20 protein-coding genes are annotated in these 18,588 nt (G+C 72.2%); 15 read left to right on the plus strand and 5 right to left on the minus strand.

The features are described from left to right. Positions 1–68 precede the first annotated feature (68 nt). The 8 genes from J2X36_RS01665 (at position 69) to J2X36_RS01700 (ending at position 7,677) form a co-directional block, all read left to right on the plus strand. Positions 69–1,838 (plus strand): PQQ-dependent methanol/ethanol family dehydrogenase, encoded by a 1,770-nt coding sequence (locus tag J2X36_RS01665; protein WP_310345306.1) that lies wholly within the window; start codon positions 69–71, stop codon positions 1,836–1,838. Positions 1,839–2,072: 234 nt separating this feature from the next. Beyond that, entirely contained in the window at positions 2,073–2,741 is a 669-nt protein-coding gene (locus J2X36_RS01670) for a response regulator transcription factor (protein ID WP_132252477.1), read from the plus strand. Positions 2,742–2,867: 126 nt separating this feature from the next. Then, positions 2,868–3,218 (plus strand): hypothetical protein, encoded by a 351-nt coding sequence (locus J2X36_RS01675; RefSeq protein WP_310345313.1) that lies wholly within the window; start codon positions 2,868–2,870, stop codon positions 3,216–3,218. Between the two features lie 136 nt (positions 3,219–3,354). Further along, positions 3,355–5,046, plus strand: a complete 1,692-nt coding sequence (locus tag J2X36_RS01680; protein ID WP_310345316.1) for a S8 family serine peptidase — start codon at positions 3,355–3,357, stop codon at positions 5,044–5,046. A gap of 70 nt (positions 5,047–5,116) precedes the next feature. Continuing rightward, positions 5,117–5,677, plus strand: coding sequence for a sigma-70 family RNA polymerase sigma factor (locus J2X36_RS01685; RefSeq protein WP_310345320.1), 561 nt, complete (start codon positions 5,117–5,119; stop codon positions 5,675–5,677). Between the two features lie 12 nt (positions 5,678–5,689). Continuing rightward, entirely contained in the window at positions 5,690–6,388 is a 699-nt protein-coding gene (locus J2X36_RS01690; RefSeq protein ID WP_310345323.1) for a hypothetical protein, read from the plus strand. 119 nt (positions 6,389–6,507) lie between these two features. Beyond that, positions 6,508–7,170, plus strand: a complete 663-nt coding sequence (locus J2X36_RS01695) for a transglutaminase-like cysteine peptidase (protein ID WP_310345326.1) — start codon at positions 6,508–6,510, stop codon at positions 7,168–7,170. A gap of 183 nt (positions 7,171–7,353) precedes the next feature. Next, positions 7,354–7,677, plus strand: coding sequence for a hypothetical protein (locus J2X36_RS01700; protein WP_132252490.1), 324 nt, complete (start codon positions 7,354–7,356; stop codon positions 7,675–7,677). Between the two features lie 10 nt (positions 7,678–7,687). Here J2X36_RS01700 and J2X36_RS01705 read toward each other — a convergent pair whose 3' ends face one another. Further along, positions 7,688–8,218 (minus strand): MucR family transcriptional regulator, encoded by a 531-nt coding sequence (locus J2X36_RS01705; RefSeq protein WP_132252492.1) that lies wholly within the window; start codon positions 8,216–8,218, stop codon positions 7,688–7,690. 584 nt (positions 8,219–8,802) lie between these two features. Here J2X36_RS01705 and J2X36_RS01710 point away from each other — a divergent pair. Continuing rightward, positions 8,803–10,248 (plus strand): PAS domain-containing methyl-accepting chemotaxis protein, encoded by a 1,446-nt coding sequence (locus J2X36_RS01710; RefSeq protein ID WP_310345332.1) that lies wholly within the window; start codon positions 8,803–8,805, stop codon positions 10,246–10,248. 166 nt (positions 10,249–10,414) lie between these two features. On the opposite strand, the gene J2X36_RS01715 is transcribed toward J2X36_RS01710, so the two are convergent. Then, entirely contained in the window at positions 10,415–10,684 is a 270-nt protein-coding gene (locus J2X36_RS01715; protein WP_310345335.1) for a phosphopantetheine-binding protein, read from the minus strand. 285 nt (positions 10,685–10,969) lie between these two features. Between J2X36_RS01715 and J2X36_RS01720 the strand changes: the two genes are divergently transcribed. The 4 genes from J2X36_RS01720 (at position 10,970) to J2X36_RS01735 (ending at position 14,941) form a co-directional block, all read left to right on the plus strand. Continuing rightward, positions 10,970–12,169: an acyl-CoA dehydrogenase family protein gene (locus J2X36_RS01720; protein ID WP_310345339.1), complete on the plus strand. Its 1,200-nt coding sequence runs from the start codon at positions 10,970–10,972 to the stop codon at positions 12,167–12,169. A gap of 33 nt (positions 12,170–12,202) precedes the next feature. Next, positions 12,203–13,135 carry an amino acid--[acyl-carrier-protein] ligase gene (locus tag J2X36_RS01725; RefSeq protein WP_132252502.1) on the plus strand — a complete coding sequence of 311 codons (933 nt, stop codon included), beginning with the start codon at positions 12,203–12,205 and terminating at the stop codon, positions 13,133–13,135. A gap of 8 nt (positions 13,136–13,143) precedes the next feature. Next, positions 13,144–14,067 carry an alpha/beta hydrolase gene (locus J2X36_RS01730; RefSeq protein ID WP_310345341.1) on the plus strand — a complete coding sequence of 308 codons (924 nt, stop codon included), beginning with the start codon at positions 13,144–13,146 and terminating at the stop codon, positions 14,065–14,067. 70 nt (positions 14,068–14,137) lie between these two features. Further along, complete coding sequence (locus J2X36_RS01735; RefSeq protein ID WP_310345343.1) at positions 14,138–14,941, plus strand: enoyl-CoA hydratase; 804 nt, start codon at positions 14,138–14,140, stop codon at positions 14,939–14,941. A 7-nt stretch (positions 14,942–14,948) separates the two neighbouring features. Here the strand turns inward: J2X36_RS01735 and J2X36_RS01740 are convergent, their stop codons facing one another. The 3 genes from J2X36_RS01740 to J2X36_RS01750 are packed head-to-tail and all read right to left on the minus strand — an operon-like array spanning position 14,949 to position 17,344. Further along, entirely contained in the window at positions 14,949–15,683 is a 735-nt protein-coding gene (locus J2X36_RS01740) for an SDR family NAD(P)-dependent oxidoreductase (RefSeq protein WP_132252509.1), read from the minus strand. 16 nt (positions 15,684–15,699) lie between these two features. Continuing rightward, positions 15,700–17,100, minus strand: coding sequence for a class I adenylate-forming enzyme family protein (locus J2X36_RS01745; RefSeq protein ID WP_310345347.1), 1,401 nt, complete (start codon positions 17,098–17,100; stop codon positions 15,700–15,702). Further along, on the minus strand, positions 17,087–17,344 hold the full coding sequence (locus J2X36_RS01750; RefSeq protein ID WP_310345349.1) for a phosphopantetheine-binding protein: 258 nt from the start codon (positions 17,342–17,344) through the stop codon (positions 17,087–17,089). The genes J2X36_RS01745 and J2X36_RS01750 overlap by 14 nt, the downstream gene beginning before the upstream one ends. A 220-nt stretch (positions 17,345–17,564) precedes the next feature. On the opposite strand from J2X36_RS01750, the gene J2X36_RS01755 reads away from it, so the two are divergent. Both J2X36_RS01755 and J2X36_RS01760 read left to right on the plus strand, forming a co-directional pair. Then, the gene (locus tag J2X36_RS01755) at positions 17,565–17,765 is read left to right on the plus strand and encodes a hypothetical protein (RefSeq protein WP_132252516.1); all 201 of its coding nucleotides are present in this window, start codon (positions 17,565–17,567) and stop codon (positions 17,763–17,765) included. Positions 17,766–17,842: 77 nt separating this feature from the next. Further along, positions 17,843–18,562: a hypothetical protein gene (locus J2X36_RS01760; protein WP_132252519.1), complete on the plus strand. Its 720-nt coding sequence runs from the start codon at positions 17,843–17,845 to the stop codon at positions 18,560–18,562. The last annotated feature ends 26 nt before the right edge of the window (positions 18,563–18,588 follow it).

Consider the following 18,588-nt stretch of genomic DNA (forward strand, 5'->3'; position numbering starts at 1 on the left):
TTCGAATCGGGGAGCGAGGCCCCGACGGCTTCCGGGAACCGGGGCCGCGCCATAACGGAGGAAACGCCATGAGGGTACGCAAGGAATTCTTGAGCGCGGTGGGGGCGCTCGCGCTCGTCGTCGCCGCCGCCGGGCTGCCCGCCCGCGCCGAGGGCGTGAGCGACCAGGACATCCTGAACGACGCCAAGACCACCGGCGACGTCGTCACCTACGGCCTCGGGCCGCAGGCCCAGCGCTACAGCCCGCTGAAGACGATCAACCGCGACACCATCAAGGGCCTCGTGCCGGCCTACTCCTTCTCCTTCGGCGGCGAGAAGCAGCGCGGCCAGGAGAGCCAGGCGCTCGTCAAGGACGGCGTCATCTACGTCACCGGCTCCTACTCGCGCCTCTACGCGATCAACTCCCGCACCGGCGAGAAGATCTGGGAATATGCCGCGCGTCTCCCTGAGGGCATCCTGCCCTGCTGCGACGTCGTGAACCGCGGTGCGGCCCTCTACAAGGACAAGGTGATCTTCGGCACCCTCGACGCCAAGCTCGTGGCGCTCGACCAGAAGACCGGCAAGGTCGTCTGGAAGAAGGACATCGACGATTTCAAGGCCGGCTACAGCTACACGGCCGCCCCGATCATCGTGAACGGCAAGGTCATCACCGGCGTGTCGGGCGGCGAGTTCGGCGTCGTCGGCCGGGTCGAGGCGCGCGACGCCGAGACGGGCGAGCTCGTCTGGCAGCGCCCGGTCATCGAGGGCCACATGGGCACCCTCAACGGCAAGCCCTCGACCATGACCGGCAAGGTCAACGAGACGTGGCCGGGCGACATGTGGAAGTTCGGCGGCGGCGCCACCTGGCTCGGCGGCACCTACGACCCCGAGACGAACCTGATCTACTTCGGCACCGGCAACCCGGGCCCGTGGAACTCGGCCCTGCGGCCGGGCGACAACAAGTGGTCGGCCTCGCGCATCGCGCTGAACCCCGAGAACGGCGAGATCGTCTGGGGCTTCCAGACCACGCCGCACGACGGCTGGGACTTCGACGGCGTGAACGAGTTCGTGCCCTTCGACCTGCAGAAGGACGGCAAGACCGTGAAGGCCGGCGCCACCGCCGACCGCAACGGCTTCTTCTACGTGCTCGACCGCACGAACGGGAAGTTCATCTCCGCCTCGCCGTTCGTGGCCAAGATCAACTGGGCCAAGGGCATCGATAAGGACGGCCGCCCGATCTACGACGACGCGTTCCGCCCCGGCGACCCGACGAAGTCCGAGGACGGCAAGAAGGGCAAGACCGTGTTCGCGGTGCCGAGCTTCCTCGGCGGCAAGAACTGGATGCCGATCGGCTACAGCCCGGACACGAAGCTGTTCTACGTCCCCTCGAACGAGTGGGGCATGGACATCTGGAACGAGCCGGTGAACTACAAGAAGGGGGCCGCCTATCTCGGCGCCGGCTTCACCATCAAGCCGGTCTTCGACACCCATATCGGCTCGCTGAAGGCCATCGACCCGACGAACGGCAAGGTCGTCTGGGAATACAAGAACAAGGCTCCGCTCTGGGCCGGCGTCCTCACCACCGCGGGCAACCTCGTCTTCACGGGCACGCCTGAGGGCTTCCTCAAGGCCTTCGACGCCAAGACCGGCGAGGAAGTCTGGAAGTTCCAGGTCGGCACCGGCGTCGTCGCCTCGCCCATCACCTGGGAGCAGGACGGCGAGCAGTGGATCGGCGTCGCGGCGGGCTGGGGTGGGGCGGTTCCGCTCTGGGGCGGCGAGGTGGCGAAGTCCACCGCCGGCATCAACCAGGGCGGCAGCTTCTGGGCCTTCAAGCTCCCGAAGACCCTGGCCTCCCGCTGAGGTGAGTCCCCGCCGCCGGTTCCTCCGGCGGCGGGCGCTCCGGGACCTCGGGAGCCGGGGCGGTTTTCTCAACGCCCGTCCGGGCACCCGGGGTCTCCGGACGGGACCGGGTCTCCCGCTTCCCAAAGCCGGTTCCGATCCGGGCCCCTGTGCGAAGGAGCGAGCGTGTTGGACCGGGGCGCGGGATCGTGGGAGAACGGGGCTCCCGCTGAGGACGGAGCGGGAGGGGCACCCATGCAACTCTTGATCGTCGACGACCACCCCCTGTTCCGGGACGCACTGGCGAGCGCCATCCGCCTCGCCTACCCGGACGCGGTGCTCCACGAAGCCGACGGCATCGCCAGCGCCTGCGCGGTGCTCAGCGCGAACCGCGGCATCGATCTCACCCTCCTCGACCTCTCCATGCAGGGCGTGGCCGGCTTCGACGGCCTCGTCACCATCCGCACCCGCTTCCCCCGGGTACCGATCCTCATCGTCTCGGGCCACGAGGATCCGCGCATCATGCGCGAGGCGCTCCAGCACGGGGCGGCGGGATACGTGCCGAAGGCCGTCGACAAGGCGACGCTGACGCGGGCGATCTCGGACGTGCTGAGCGGCGCCCTCGCGATCCCGCCCGGGCTCGCCCAGGCGGCGAGCGCGCCGGCCTCGTCCGCGGGCCGGGGCAAGGCGCCGCTGGCTGAGCGCGTGGCGCGCCTGACGCCGCAGCAATTGCGCGTCCTGATGATGATCCGCCAGGGCAAGCTCAACAAGCAGATCGCCCACGAGCTGCAGGTCGGCGACTCGACCGTGAAGGCGCACGTCTCCGAGATCCTGCGCAAGCTCGAGGTGATCAGCCGGACGCAGATCGTGATCGAGACCGCGCTGCTCGATTTCGAGCAGATCCACAACACGCATCCGGGCTGAGGCGGGCGCCCCGCGAAGAATCCCGAAAAAAAGTGCGTCCGTCGGTGAACCCACCGGCGGGGTGGCGCGACCAACGGATGTCAGGGCCGCGATGGATGGCCCGGAAACACCCGAAGGATCCCCGCCATGGCCCGCTCCGCCCTCCTGCCGATCGCCCTCTCCGCCCTCGTCCTCGCCGGCCTCGGCGGCGGCGCCCGGGCCGACCAGTTCAAGCTCGCCCCCTGCGCCCTGTCCGGCACCTGCTTCGGCCCGAAGAAGGCCCCCCCGATCAAGTACTTCCCCGGTCTCGGCGTGAAGAAGCCGGGCGGCTACGGGCCGGGCTGGGGCTACGGCGCCGCCGCGCTCGCGGGCGGCCTGGCGCTCGGCGCCATCGCCGTGGGTGCGGCGGGCGCGGCCGAGTCCTGCTACGTCGAGCGCCGCCGGATGGAGGACGAGGAGGGCAACGTGTACGTCCGTAGGGTCCGCGTCTGCGAGTGAGGTCAAGTCTTCGCCCCGTCCACCGCCGATCCGCCAAGTCCCGGAGCGGCCGTGGACCCGGGGGATCGGCTCCTCTACAGTCGAGATGCCCCGAGACACTTGACGAATCGGGGCTCGCCGAAGGGGCAGCCCTGCCATGCGGCAGCCGTTCGACACGCCGTCCTCCGTCGCCGGGGCGCTTCGCCGGCTCGCCGCAACCCTCCTCCTGCTGACGGGCGGGCTCGCGCCCGCCGCGGCGCAGACCCGGCCCGGCGCCGTCCTCGACCGGGGCGTCCCCGCGCGCGGAGGCTACGGGGGCGGCCCCATGATCGGGCTGCCCGGCCTCATCGGCATCGTGCCCCGCCTGATCCCGCCGCCGCGCGAGGTCGTCGAGGAGGACGAGCCGCCGCCCCGCCGACGCCCGGAGGCGACGCGTGCGCCGGAGGTCGAACGCCCGCCGCGCCGCGCCACGCAGGTCCGCGCCGTTCCCGAACCCCGGCATCCGCCCCGGCGCCGGCAGGCCGCCCCCGGGCTCGAAGCGTCGCCCAAGCCGGCGCCCAAGCCGCCCAAGGCCGCGGCGCGACCGCCGAACCCGCCGCCCGCGAGGCCCGCACCCGGCCCCGCTTCGTCGCCCCCGCCGGCTCGCGCCGCGCTCGCCGAGCCCGGCGAGGTCCCGGGCGAGGTGCTGTTCGCGCTCCGCCCCGGCGCCCGCCCCGGGACGCTCCGGTCCCTCCTGGCGCGGGAGCGGCTCGATCTCGTCTCCTCCGACACCTTCACCCTCGTGCCGGTCACGCTGAACCGTGCCCGCATCCGCGGCGGGCGCTCCGTGGACTCCCTCGTCGCCGCGCTGGCGCGGGACCCGGCGGTCGAGTCCGCGCAGGCCAACCACGCCTACGCTCTCGTCGGCGCGGCGCCGGCCTTCGCGGGCGTCCAGTACGCCGCCGGCAAGCTCCGGCTCGACGAGGCCCACCGCACCGCCACCGGCCGAGACGTGCCCGTCGCGGTGATCGACTCCGGGGTCGACGAGGCCCATCCCGCCCTGCAGGGCGCGGTGGCCGAGCGCTACGACGCGCTGGGGAAGGCCGGCCCGCCGGCGCCGCACCCGCACGGCACCGCCATCGCCGGCCTTCTCGGCGCCCGCGCCCAACTCGCGAGCGCGGCGCCTGAGGCGCGGCTCCTGGCGGTGCGGGCCTTCTCCGGCGAGACGGCCGCCGGCGCACAGGGCACCACGCTGCATGTCCTGCGGGGCATCGACTGGGCGGCCCGGGCGAAGGCGCGCGTCGTCAACATGAGCTTCGCCGGCCCCCGGGACGAGGCGCTGGCGCGCTTCCTCGCGGCGGGCGTGCGGGCCGGCACCGTCTACGTGGCCGCCGCCGGCAACGGGGGCCCCGGCGCGCCCCCCCTCTACCCCGCCGCCGATCCGAGCGTCATCGCGGTGACGGCGACCGACGCCGAGGACCGGCTGTTTCCCGCCGCCAGCCGCGGCGCCCATGTCTGCGTGGCCGCACCCGGCGTCGATGTGCTGGTGGCCGCTCCCTCCGGCACCTACGGCTTCTCCTCCGGCACCTCGATGGCGGCGGCGCAGGTGAGCGGGCTCGTCGCCCTCATGCTGCAGGCGAGGCCCGCGCTCGCGCCGGGCGAGATCCGCGCCGCCCTGGTCCGCGCGGCCCGGGATCTCGGCGCGCCGGGGCCCGATCCCGAGTTCGGTGCGGGCTTCGCCGACGCGGAGGGCGTCCTGAATGCGCTCATTGCGCCCGCGGTCGCCGCAGCCCAATCCTCCGGCGGCATGAGCGCGACGCCGGTCCCAGGCAGCGGCCAGATCCCCGGCAGCGATCAGGCGCGGCCGTGACCGGGCCGCGGATTCTTTCGCCCTCCCGTGAACCGACGCCCTCTCCCGCGCGACGAACCGGGGAGCACGGATGACGGACATCCCGGACGCGGACCTCGTCGCCCGCATCGCCCGGGGAGACCGGGCCGCGATGCAGGCGCTGTACGCCCGCCACGCCACCGCCGTGTACCGGTTCCTGGTGCGCCTCCTCCGGGATGCGGCCGGCGCGGAGGATCTCGTGAGCGACGTGTTCTTCGATGTCTGGCAGCAGGCCGGCCGCTACGAGGGCCGCGCCAGCGTCACGACCTGGATGCTGTCGATCGCCCGCTTCAAGGCGCTCTCGGCCCTGCGGCGGCGCCCGCACGCGGCGCTGGACCCGGAGACGGCCGAGGCCGTGCCCGACGAGGCCGACACGCCCGAGGCCGTCCTGCAGAAGGCGGGAAAGTCGGAGGCCCTGCGCCGCTGCATCGCGGCCCTGTCCGCCGAGCACCGGATGGTGGTCGATCTCGTCTACTATCACGACCTCTCCGTCGAGGAGGTGGCGCAGGTCCTCGCCATACCCGCGGGCACCGTGAAGACCCGCCTGTTCCACGCGCGCAAGCGCCTGTCCGAGCACCTGCTCGCCGCCGGCATCGACCGCGGCTGGCCCTGAGGTGATCCGCCCATGCCCTCCACCCCGAAGACACCCGCCGAGCCGGACGACCTCGACCTCATCCTGCCTTGGCGGACGACGGGCCGCCTCGACCCCGCGGATTTGGCCCGCATCGAGTCGGCACTCGCCCGCGATCCCGACCTCGCCCGCCGGCTCGCGATCGCCGAGGCCGAGCGGGACGAGACGATCGCGGTCAACGAGGCGATCGGCGCGGCCTCGCGAGCGGCCCGCGACGCGCTCTTCGCGCGGATCGATGCGGATCTCGCGGCACAAGCCGGGCGGAGCCCGCGGGGCTGGCTGGCGCGTCTCGGCGAGGCCCTGTCCGGCCTCTCTCCGCCGGCGCTGGCCGGCCTCGGCCTCGCCGCCTGCCTCGTGATCCTGGGGCAGGCCGGGCTCCTCGCCGGTGCGCTCCTGCGGGAGCGGGGCGGTCCCGCCTACGAGACGGCCTCGCACGGCGGCGGAGGCGCGGCCGGGGCGGGAAGCCACGCCCTCGTCGCCTTCGCGCCCGCCGCGAGCGCTGCGCAGATCGCCGAGGCCCTGCGCGAGACCGGCGCGGTCATCGTGGACGGCCCGCTCCCGGGGGGCATGTTCCGGATCCGCCTCGCGACCGGGCGGCTCGATCCCGCGGCCGTCGAGGCCGCCCTCGACAGGCTCCGGGCGAGGCCGGGCCTCGTGCAGCTGGCTCTGCCCGAGGCGGCGCCCGCCCGCTGACACCGGGGCACGGCCGCCCCGCGTTACGCACAGCATTAACCCAATCTTAACCGGCCGATTGCGGGCGGAGCCGGGCCGTGAGACGTTCGTTAATGAAAGCTTAACGGATGGGCTCGGCGATGCGGTTCGCAGGTCTGAAGCAGCGGATTACGGTGTCGGCCCGGCGCGGGCTCGGGCGCTGCGCCCTGGCGGGGCTCGCCCTCGCGGCTCTCGCCGCACCGGCGGCCGCCCAGAGCTACGCGGCCCTGCCCTCGGTCCCGAGCGCCGCCGTCGTGGCCGGCGATGCGCGGCCGATCTCGGCCTGGGTCACCTTCTGCCAGGGCTACGCGGCCGAGTGCGCCGTCGACCGCAGCGAGCCCGCCTCCATCACCCTCACGCCGGGGATCTGGAACACCATCGTCTCGGTCAACCGCCGGGTGAACAAGGCGGTGCGCGCGATGACCGACATGGACCACCTCAACGTCCCGGACCGCTGGGACATGGCCGAGGACGGCATCGGCGATTGCGAGGATTTCCAGCTCCTCAAGCGCCACATGCTGGCGGAGGCGGGACTGCCGCGCCGGGCCATGCGGATGACCGTGGTGATCGACGAGAAGGGCGAGGGCCACGCCGTCCTGACGCTCATCACCGACCGCGGCGACTTCATCCTCGACAACAAGACGAGCACCGTCCTGCCCTGGCGGCAGACCGGCTACGCGTTCATCAAGCGCGAGAGCCAGGACGCGATCGGCTGGGTCTCCCTCGGCCGCACGCCCTCCCCGACCATGACGGCCAACCGCTAGCGCCATCTCGAGGGGGCGGAGCCCGGACCGCGCGAGGACCGGGGGCCGCATCGGGGCCTTCTTCCTGATCCGGGGATCCGCGAGGAGGCTCGAGTCCCGATCCGGGACGGGGTGGAGCGGAGTGCGTTCAGGCTTCGTCAAGCACGAGGCGCGAGGCTGGCAGCGTTCCGGAGCCTCCCGCCCATGACGCCACGCTTCCTCGCATGCTCCGTGCTGGGAGCCTGGCTCGCCGGAGCGTTTCCGGCCGGTGCGGGCGACGCGGCCGATCGTCATCAGGCGTGGCAGGGCTGCCTGCATCGCAGCTTCACCGTGCAGGCCGCGCTCACGAGCCGGACGCTCGCCGCGGACGCGGCGTTGCGCGCCTGCAAGGATGCCGAGGCCGCCTACCTCTCGGCGCTCGGGACATCGCCGCTGCTCGACGGCGACGACGTGGCCCGCGTGCGCCCCGCCCTCCTCCTGAGGGCCAGAGGCTGGCTCCTGCGCCGGAACGGCCCGCGGACCCTCTAGGAATCGATCCTCAGGCTGCGGCCACGGCCGCCTTGCGGCTCGCCCGGCTCTTGCCGGCCCCCGGGGGGCGGCGCGCGCCATCGGTGGCCACCGGCTCGGCCTCCTCCGGCGACGCCTCCAGGCCGAGCCGGCCCGGCTGGCCGAGGCCGAGGCTCTTGGCGAGGGCGGAGCGCTGCGCCGAGTAATTGGCCGACGTGGTCGGATAATCGGCCGGCAATCCGTAGCGCTCGCGGTAGCTGTGCGGGTCGAGCCCGTGCTTCGTCAGGTGCCGCTTCAGCGTCTTGTACGACTTGCCGTCGATGAAGCTGATCAGGCCGTCCGGCCGGATCGACTTGCGGATCTGAGCCGTCGTCGGCTTCTCGACCACGTCGGCCTCGACCTTGGGCGTGCCGTCCGCCAGGCTCTTCAGTGCCTCGTGGACGCTCGCGATCAGAGCCGGAAGATCGGCAGTGGGAACGGAATTGTTCGAGACGTAAGCGGAGACCACATCAACAGTGCGCTCGATGCCGACACTGTGCGGTGCTGGTGCAACCTCAGACATGTTCACGATCCTCGACGCTGAATCCCCTCCGCAGCGCAAGTTATGACGATGCGCGGGGAAGGCAAGGACAAATGTGTAACTACTTCCCAGATGAACACCGTCAGAGCGTGAATTCAAGCGCGATCTCGCGAAAGGACCGCGACCTCTATCTCAAAGCAAGCCAGCAACGTTGCCCGATTTATGAGCGAATGTTGTGCTTCGTACAGTTCGAAGCCTGGAGTGCGGCGGGAGTTGTGCTCGAAAAGAGGTCGAACCGGCGCAAGCCCCACCTGAATAGGACAGGATTTGCGAGGCGCCCGCGCCCCTTCCGGGCCGCTCCCGGCGAGCGTCCGCAAGCGTACTCTCGTCCCCGTCCCTCGGGTGTGGCCCGTCACCCGCGCAAAACATCAAGCGACGTCATGATCATCTCGGAATCGGGCGAGAATCTGCGCTGCAAGATGAACACAAGAACGTCATGAAACCTGATCACGTTTTTGTGAAACGATGTCATTTAAGAGATTCTTAGTCACTGAGGGCGAAACATCTTATCCACGAATGGATTAGGGGGAATCGCCATGAGATTCGGCGGATCTGATCACGCGGCGATGTTGAATGCGCTCGATCAGTCCCAAGGCCGAATCGATTTCGATCTCGACGGGACGATCCTGTCCGCGAACCCGATCATGCTCGCCCTGCTGGGTTACGATCTCGCCGAGTTGAGGGGCCGCCACCATAGCCAGCTGGTGCCGGAGGCCGAACGGACGAGCGAAGAGTATCGCGCCTTCTGGAATGCGCTGCGGGCCGGCCGGTTTCAGGCCCGCGAGTTCAAGCGGATCGCGAAATCCGGGCGCGTCGTCTGGATCCAGGCTTCCTACAACCCGGTCGTCGATCGTCGCGGGCGCGTCGTGAAGATCGTCAAGGTCGCGGCCGACGTCACCGAGCGCAAGCTGCGCGACGCGATCACGGAGGGCCAGATCGCGGCCCTCCATCGCTCGCAGGCCGTGATCCACTTCACCCTCGACGGAACGATCACCGACGCGAACGAGAACTTCCTCGCCACGATGGGCTACAGCCTCGACGAAGTGCGCGGCCGGCATCACAGCCTGTTCGTCTCCGAGGCTGAGCGGGCGTCCCCGGCCTACGCCGCGTTCTGGCGGGCGCTCGCGGCCGGGCAGTATCAGGCCGGCGAGTTCCAGCGGTTCGGCAAGGCCGGACGGGAGGTCTGGATCTTCGGCGCCTACAACCCGGTCCTCGACGCGGAGGGCAGGCCCTGCGCCGTCGTCAAGTTCGCCACCGACGTGACGCGGCAGGTCGCCGACCGGAACCGGCGCGTCGCGGGCCAGCAGGCGATCGATGCCGATATCGACGCGATCATGCGGGCGATGACCGATGTGGCCCGCCAAGCCCGGTCCACGACCGAGACCGCGGGCCAGACCTCGGGCAACGTGCAGGCCGTCGCCGCGGGCACCGAGGAATTCGCCGCCTCGATCGAGGAGTTGAGCCGGCACGCCAGCGAATCGAAGGCCGCCTCCGACGAGGCCGTGCGCCGGGCGGGAGAGGCGGGCAGCATCATCGCGAGCCTCACCTCGGCCGCCGACAAGATCGGCGAGGCGGTCACCCTGATCCGCTCGATCGCGGACCAGACGAACCTGCTCGCGCTCAACGCGACGATCGAGGCGGCCCGCGCCGGCGAGGCGGGGCGCGGCTTCGCCGTCGTCGCGGCCGAGGTGAAGGCGCTCGCCAACCAATCCTCGCGCGCCACCGAGGAGATCGCCCAGCAGATCGGCGCCGTCCAGTCCGCGACCGCGCAGGCCGTCGAGTCGATCGAGGGCGTGACGCACACGATCGGCTCCCTGAGCGAGATCTCCCTCAGCGTCGCCTCGGCCGTGACCGAGCAGGCCGCGGTGACCCGCGACATGTCGGTGAACATGCAGAACGCCGCCGACAGCGTCGGCATCGTGCGGGGCAGCATGGAGAGCATCGCGGAGGCCGCGGACGCGGTGGATGCCTCGGTGCGCAAGGTCGCCGCCGCCGCCCGCGCCCTCGCCTGAGGCCCCTCACCGGAGCCGCCTCCGCCGGGGCAGGCCCCCGGACGATCGGGCTCGACGTCTCCATGCCCCGTTTCGAAGCCGCGCCCGGTCGCGGCGGGCCCGATCACGGCCTCCTCCCGGCTTGGCGCGCCGTCGCCGCTGTCATCAGGTTTCGGCGGGACGCGTCCTAATGCGTTCCGGCGCGCACCGCCTCGACCATGCGGGAGATGGCCTCGACCGAGTGGAAATTCTGCGGGCTGAGGCAGGCTGGCGGGATCAGGATGTCGAATTCCGCCTCGATCGCCAGCATCAGGTTCACGAGGTCGAGGGAGGTCAGGCCCACATCGACCAGGGCGTCGCTCGGCCGGAACGCCCGGGCGCCCGCATGCTGGGCCGCGATCTCCTGGGCGAGCGCCATCGCGCGGTCGGCCACCTGGGTCGATTCGATCTGTGACATGCTGGTCTCGCAATCCTGGAATGCTGCGGTTGTGAGCATTCGGCACGACCGTTCACGTGCGATGCCCGGATGTGTGTTGAATAGGTCTCCGGAGGTCGAGGATCAATAAGGCCTCAAATTTAACGATAATTCTCGTTAATTCGGTTCTGGGCCGATCTCAGTAGTTTTCGAGGATCTCCATAAGGGTGTCTTAGCGGTAGCCGTACTTACGTTCTCCCGAACGGCGGCCCGCACGCGACCGGTCGCGAATCGGGCCGCGAGGTCTGCGACGGCGCGAGAGGTTCCATGACGATCCAGCACGGCCATGCGGCCGCCTCCATCGAGAGCGGGAGCGACCTGCAGGCGCGGGCTGCCGCCGCAGCGGCCGTCGCGGCCCTGCATGCCGAGGCCGTGGACCGCGACGCGCGCTTCCCCGCCGAGGCCGTGGAGGCCCTGCGCGCCGAGCGGCTCCTCGGCGCCGGCATCCCGATCGCGCTCGGCGGCGAGGGCGCCACCACGCAGGATCTCGCCGAGATCGCCTACGCGCTCGGCCGCGCCTGCGCCTCGACCGCCATGATCTTCGCGATGCACCAGACCAAGGTCGCCTGCCTCGTCCGTCACGGGCGGAGCGAGCCCTGGTGCGAGGGCGTGATGCGCCGCCTCTCGGCCGAGCAACTCCTCCTGGCCTCCTCGACCACCGAGGGCCAGGGCGGGGGCAATGTCCGCTCCTCGGCGGCCGCGATCGAGCCGGACGGGGATTTCGTGACCCTGGAGCGTGCCGCGACCGTGATCTCCTACGGGGCGGAGGCCGACGGCATCGTCACCGTGGCCCGCCGCTCCGCGGACGCCGCCGCCTCCGATCAGGTGCTCTGCGTCTTCCTGAAGGAGGACTACACCCTGGAGCGCCTGAGCGGCTGGGAGACGCTCGGCATGCGCGGCACCTGCAGCGCGGGGTTCCGGCTGCGCGCCCGCGCGAGACCCGAGCAGGTGCTCGCCGCGCGCTACCAGGAGATCCACGGCCAGACCATGACCCCGGTCTCGCACATCCTCTGGTCGAGCGCCTGGGCCGGCATCGCGGCGGGCGCGGTGGACAAGGCCCAGGCCTTCACCCGCACCGCGGCCCGCGGGGCCGGAGGCCAGGCGCCGCCCGGCGCCGTCCACTACGCCCGCGCCGTCTCCAGCCTGCGCCAGGCCCGCGCCCTGATCGCCCAGGCGATCGACCTGTTCGCCGATGCGGGCGAGGATCCGTCGCGCCTCTCCGCCCTCGACGTCCAGACGACGCTGACGATGCTCAAGGTCGAGGTCTCGGAACTCGCGGTCGCCGCGGTGTCGAGCGCGCTGCGCGCCAACGGCCTCGCGGGCTACCGGCAGGACGGCGCGTTCAGCGTCGGTCGCGCGCTCCGCGACATCCTCTCGGCGCCGGTCATGATCCACAACGACCGGATCCTGGCGAACCTCTCCACCCTCACCCTGATGTCCCCCGTCGCCGCCTCCCTGCGGGACTGACCGGCCAGGAAATCGCTCACAGGAGCCGCCCACATGAACATGAAGGTCATGGACGTGCCGGCCGCGCCGCCGGCGCAGGACCCGCTCGACGCGCTCTTCGACGCGATGTTCCGGCCGATGAACGCGCAGGGCGTCTACGCCCGCACCGGCGCCTACGAATCGGTCGTCGAGGCACTCGCCGCCCTGATCTCCTCGAAGCGCGACGCGGAGACGGAGGTGTTCCGCTTCCCGCCGGTGATGAGCCGGGCGCATCTGGAGCGCCACGGCTACCTGAAGAGCTTCCCGAACCTGCTGGGCTGCGTCTCCTGCCTCGAGGGCAGCGAGGCGGAGATCCGCGCGGCGGCCGACCTGCACGCGGCGGGCGGCGACTGGACGGCGGAGCTCGCGACCGCCGATCTCGTGCTGACCCCGGCCGCCTGCTACCCCGTCTACCCGATCGCCGCCGCGCGCGGGCCGGTGCCGGCCGGCGGCTACCGCTTCGACGTCGCCTGCGACTGCTTCCGCCGCGAGCCCTCGCCGCATCTCGACCGGCTGCAATCCTTCCGCATGCGCGAGTATGTCCGCATCGGCACGCCGGAGCAGGTGCGCGACTTCCGCGAGCGCTGGATCACCCGCGCCACGGCGCTCGCCGACGACCTCGGCCTGCCCTACCGGATCGAGCAGGCGAGCGACCCGTTCTTCGGCCGCGTCGGGCAGATCATGGCCTTCAGCCAGCTGGAGCAGTCGCTGAAATTCGAGCTGCTGGTGCCCCTGCGCGGGGAGGCGGCGGGCACGGCCTGCATGAGCTTCAACTACCACCGCGAGCATTTCGGCACGACCTGGGACCTGCGCGACGCGGCGGGCGAGCCGGCCCATACGGGCTGCGTCGCCTTCGGCATGGACCGGCTCGCGGTGGCGCTCTTCGCCATCCATGGGGGCGACGTCGCGGGCTGGCCGGAGAGCGTGCGCGCCGCCCTGCGGCTCTGACGCCTCTCATGACCCTCGACCCGCACGCCCGGCGCTTCCTCGACATGATCACCATGGGCGGCGTGGCCGAGCCGGATGTGGCCGGGCGGCGCGCCTCCCTGCGCAGCCTCGCCCGGCTCGCCGCCCGCGGGGCGGAGCCGGCCGAGACCCGCGACCTGATCCTGCCCGGCCCCGGCGGCCCCCTCCACGCCCGGCTCTACGCGCCGGCGGGCGCCGAGGCGGGCCTCAGCGCCGGGCTCCTCTTCTTCCATGGCGGCGGCTTCGTCGCGGGCGACCTCGACACCCATGACGGGATTTGCCGGGCGCTGACGGCCGCCTCCGGCTGCCGCACCGTCTCGGTCGCCTACCGGCTCGCCCCCGAGCACCCCTTTCCCGCCGCGGTCGAGGACGCGCGCGCGAGCCTCGCCTGGGTCGCCGCGCATGCCCCTGCCCTCGGGATCGATCCGGCGCGGCTCGCGGTCGGCGGCGATTCGGCCGGGGCCGGGCTCGCGGCCCGTCTTGCCCAGGAGGCGCGGGAGCACGGGCCGGCGATCGCCGCACAGCTTCTCCTCTGCCCCGTCCTCGACGGGGTGGGGGAGGGGGCCTCCCGAGCCGACTACGCCAGCGGCTACTTCCTCGACGCGGCGACGATCGCCCGCGACGTCGAGGCCCTCGGCCTCGCGGGCCTGGACCTAGCCGACCCACGCCTGTCGCCGCTCCGGGCGGCCTCCCTCGCCGGCCTGCCGCCGGCCATCATCCACACCGCCGAGTACGACATCGTCCGCGACGACGGCACGGCCTACGCGGCGCGCATCGCGGAGGCGGGCGTGCCCGTCCGCCACTCCTGCCATCGGGGCATGATCCACTTCTTCTACGGCCTCGGCGGCCTCGTCCCGGCGGGCAGGCCGGCCCTGGCGGCGATCGGGCGGGAGCTTGCCGAGGTGGTCGGCTGAGGCGCGACCGCACGACGCCCGCATGCTACCTCTTCGGGGCTGAGGGTTCTGCCCGCCCCGGAGCCGTCCGATGTCTGCCGCCGCATTCGCCGCCTCCCCCGAGCCGCCCCTCCTCCTGCGGGAGGATCGGGAGGGCGTCGCGATCCTCACCCTGAACCGGGGGGCGGCGCGCAATGCCCTGTCGCTGGCGCTGATGGAGGCGCTGCTGGCGGCGCTCGAGGGGATCGGGGCGGATCCGGGGGTGCGGGCCGTCGTCCTGAGGGGGGCGGGACCCGCCTTCTGCGCGGGGCACGACCTCAGGGAGATGCGCGCGAATCCGGGCCGCGAGGCGGTCGAGGCGATCTTCGCTCGATGCACCCGAACGTTGATCGCGATCATCCGCCTGCCGCAGCCGGTGATTGCGCAAGTGCACGGCATTGCCACCGCCGCGGGCTGCCAGCTCGTGGCGACCTGCGACCTCGCGGTGGCCTCGGAGGAGGCGCGCTTCGCCACGCCCGGGGTCGAGATCGGCCTGTTCTGCTCGACGCCGATGGTGGCGCTGTCGCGGGCGGTCCCGCGCAAGGTGGCCCTCGAGATGCTGCTCCTCGGCGAGCCGATCGGGGCGGCGGAGGCACTGCGCATCGGCCTCGTCAACCGGGTGGTGCCGAGCGACGCGCTGGAGGCCGCGACCCTCGCGCTGGCCCGGGCCATCGCGGAGAAGCCGCGCCGGGTCGTCGCCCTCGGCAAGGCGGCCTTCGCGCGCCAGGTCGAGCTCGGCCTGGAGGAGGCCTATGCCGAGATGGGCCGGGTGATGGCGGAGAACATGATGATGGCGGAGGCCGCCGAGGGCATCGATGCCTTCCTGCAGAAGCGGGCGCCGCGCTGGCCCGGGTGAGCCCGGCTCAGGCCGTGTTGCCCGCATCCACCGTCAGCACCGTGCCGGTGACGTTGCGGCCGCCCGGCCCGAGCAGGTACTCGACGGCGTGGGCGACGTCCTCGGCGCCCGCGAGGCGGCGGAGCGCGGAGCGGCGCACGATCCGCGCGCGGCCCTCCGCGCCGAGCCCCTCCGTCATCTCCGTGTCGATGAAGCCCGGCGCCACCGCGTTGACGGTGATGCCGAGATGCCCGACCTCGCGGGCGAGCGACTTGGTGAAGCCGACGAGGGAGGCCTTGGTCGCCGCGTAGACCGAGAGGCCGGAATAGCCCGTCGCCGCGATGATCGAGGCGACGTTGACGATGCGCCCGCCCCCGTCCGCCATCATGCCCCGCACCACGAACTTGGTGAGCATGATCGGCGAGAGGGTGTTGAGCCGGATCAGCGCCTCGATATGCGGGTTCTGCATCGTGGCGAGCAGCCCCTCGGTGCCGAGGCCGGCATTGTTCACGAGGCCGTGGAGCGTGCCGAACGCGCGCCGGGTCTCGCGCACCAGCGCCGGCAGCGCCTCGATGTCGGAGAGGTCGGCCGCGCGGAAGCGGATCGAGCCGGTCTCGGCCGCCCGCGCCGCCTCGCTCGCCGCGAGCAGCCCCTCGGATTCGCGCCGCGCCACCGCGATCACGTCGTGGCCGCAGGCGGCGAGCCGGGTCGCGATGGCGAGCCCGAGGCCGCGGCTGCCGCCGGTGACGAGGACGTTGGGCATCGGGGTCTCTCCCGGCTCAGGCGGGGCGCCGGGCGAGCTTGCCCGCGGCCGTGACGTCGAGGCGGGGCACGATCCTGAGGAGCGCCGGCACCTTGTGCGGGCTGAGCTCGGCCCGGCAGGCGGCGAGGATCTCCCGGCGGATCGCCTCGGGCGGGCCGGAATCCTCCCCCTCGTCGAGGACGACGCTCGCCTGGACGATCGAGCCGGTGATCGGGTTGCGCCGGGCCTCGACGAGGGACATCCGCACCCGGGCGTGCCGGTTGATGACCGCCTCGATCTCCTCCGGGTGCACCTTCAGGCCCCCGACATTGATGATGCCGCCGCGCCGCCCCACGAAGTGGTAGCGGGCCGCCCCGTCGACGACGCGCTCCTCCACCATGTCGCCCGTGTCGACGAAGCCCTCGGCATCCGCGAGCGCGAGCCCGTCCGAGCCGACATAGCCCGAGGCGGTGCGGCGGGAGCGGATGCGCAGCGACCCGTCGACGACCCGCATCTCGACCTCGCCGGGCCGGCCGACGAAGTCTTTCGGGAAGCCCTCGAGCCCGTCCGTGACCTCGAAGCCGACCCCGGCCTCGGTCGAGGCGTAGGCGTGGCCGATCGAGGCGCCGGGATAGGCGTCGCGCAGGCCGTCGAGCACCGCCTGGTCGGCGATCTCGCCCGAGAGGCGCAGATAGGCGGGGGCGATCAGGCCCCGGGCCGGGCTCATCAGCACGCGCCGCCAGTGCGAGGGCGTGCCCGAGACGTGGGTGACGCCGTGGCGCCACAGCCGGGCGAGATGGTCCGAGACCGGCTCCGCGCCGCCCGAGAGGACGAGGGAGCCGCCGCCGAGGATCCCGCGCAGGAAGATCTGCAGGCCGCCGTAGCGCCGGATGTCGTAGAAGGTCGCCCAGACCGGCGGCGCGTCCCCCACGGGGCGCGGCCGGATCGCGGCGGTCAGCCCCGCGAGATCGTGGCGCACGAGCTTGGGCACGCCGGTCGTGCCGGAGGTGAGGAGCAGCCATTCCGTCGCCCGCTCGAATTCGGGCTCGCGGGCCGCGGGCACGGGCGGCCAGGCGCAGTCGATCAGCGGCAGGGCGTCGAGGCCCGGCAGGGCGGAGCGCGGCCGGTCGGTCAGGAGGCAGGTCGCGCCCGCGCGCTCCGCGATCACGGGCAGGTGCTCGGGGGCGAGGTCGGGCGGGCACAGCACCACCGCCTCGGCGAGGCCGTCGACGGCGATCAGCGCGAGCCCGGCGAGGAACTGGTCCCCCATGACGAGGAGGACCCGCTGCCCGCCGACGTCGCCGTTCAGGCAGCTCAGGTCGAGGAGGTCGGGCAGCGCGACGCCGTGCGCGATCCCCTCGAGCCGACGTGGCGCGCCCGGCGCGCTCGTGCCGCGCGCGAGGGCCTCGCGCAGCGAGCGCGGCTCAGGCCGCTTCATCGACCTGCGCAGCCGCGTAGAGGGCCACGAAATCGCCGAGGGTGACCGGAAACTCGATCTCCTCGGAGGCGGTGAAGGGATCGGTGCCCAGCTCGTCCTCCAGGCGGCTCACCAAGATCGCGAAGCAGAGCGAATCGAGGCCGGATTCGAGCAGCACGAGGTCGTCGGTCAGGGGAGCGAGAACCTTCTCCTGCTCCGCCGCAACCTGTTCGATGGCTTCGATGATGATGAGCCGTGCAGACATCCTGAAATCCTCGAAAACTCCATTCCAGAACGGTAAGAGTGGGACTGTGCTGCTTCAAGCCGAACAGCGGAATATGGTGAAGAGCTGAAAGTGTTGACGAATACAGTAAATGCCGGAGTCGCGGGGGTCGCCCCCCACCTCCGGGCTCGCCCGGTTACGGGGCGTTAACCATGCCCGGGCCATCCTGCGCCGACGTGGGTTCTCAGGACGGGCCGGGGCCATGCTCAAGATGCCGACGGATCGGAAGCCCGAGGCGCGGCGCCCGACGCTGAGCGCCGGCGTGCGCCGCCATCTCGGCTTGAGCCTGCAGGCCTTCTACGCGGACGCGCTCTCGGCCCCCGCGAGCCCGCGCCTCGAAGCCGTCCTCGCCCGATTCCTGCGCCGGCCCGAGATCGTCGCGCCTCCCTCGACGGAATATTGAGCGAGGGCGCTTTGTGAGCGGCGCACGATCCGCCTATCCTGCCGCCGTCGCGTCACGAAGGCAGGGCGGTTGAGGACATGGCGGCAGGCGCGACGAGCGACCGGACGGCCTCGAGGGCCTACGCCTTCGAGCGTGCCATCGAGGCCCTGCGGGCCGACATCGCCGCCGCCGGCGCCCACATGGTGATCGACGCTCAGGCCCGCGCGACCTACGACCGGCTGATCAGCCGACTCGCCGCCGAGATGCGGGCCGACGTCCAGCAGGGCCGCTTGACCTGGGAGGCGGCGGCCGAGCGCGCGCGGGGCCTGCGCAACGCCACCATGGAGATTATCCGCTCGCGCAGCACGCCGGTCGGCCGCGCCTTCGCCGAGCAGCTCAAGCGCGAGGGGCTGACGCTCAACGAGCTGATCGCCCGGAAGACGGTGCGGCTCTTCGGCGAGCGCGCCGATTTCAACCGGCTCGACGTGAGCCAGCGCAACCAGGTCTTCGCCGAGATCGTGGACTCGGCCGGGCGCTCCAACCCGCGCGTGACCGGGATGATGCGCGGGATCTCCCGGGCCGGGCGCGCCCTGCTCGTCGTCTCCGTCGCGGTCGCCGTCTACAACATCGGCACCGACCCGGACCATTGGGCGGCCGCGCGCCGCGAGGGGGCGATCCTCGGCGGCGGCATCGCCGGTGGGGCCGCCGGGGGAGCCCTGGCCGGCCTCGCCTGCGGGCCCGGCGCGCCCGTCTGCGTCACGATCGGCGCCTTCGTCGGCGGCACCGCGGCCGCCCTCGGCGTCGGCCTGCTGTTCTGACCGATGCGCTTCCTCGGCACCGATCG

The organism is Methylobacterium sp. BE186 (assembly GCF_031457035.1).
In the GTDB taxonomy this organism is placed as follows: Bacteria; Pseudomonadota; Alphaproteobacteria; order Rhizobiales; family Beijerinckiaceae; genus Methylobacterium; species Methylobacterium segetis.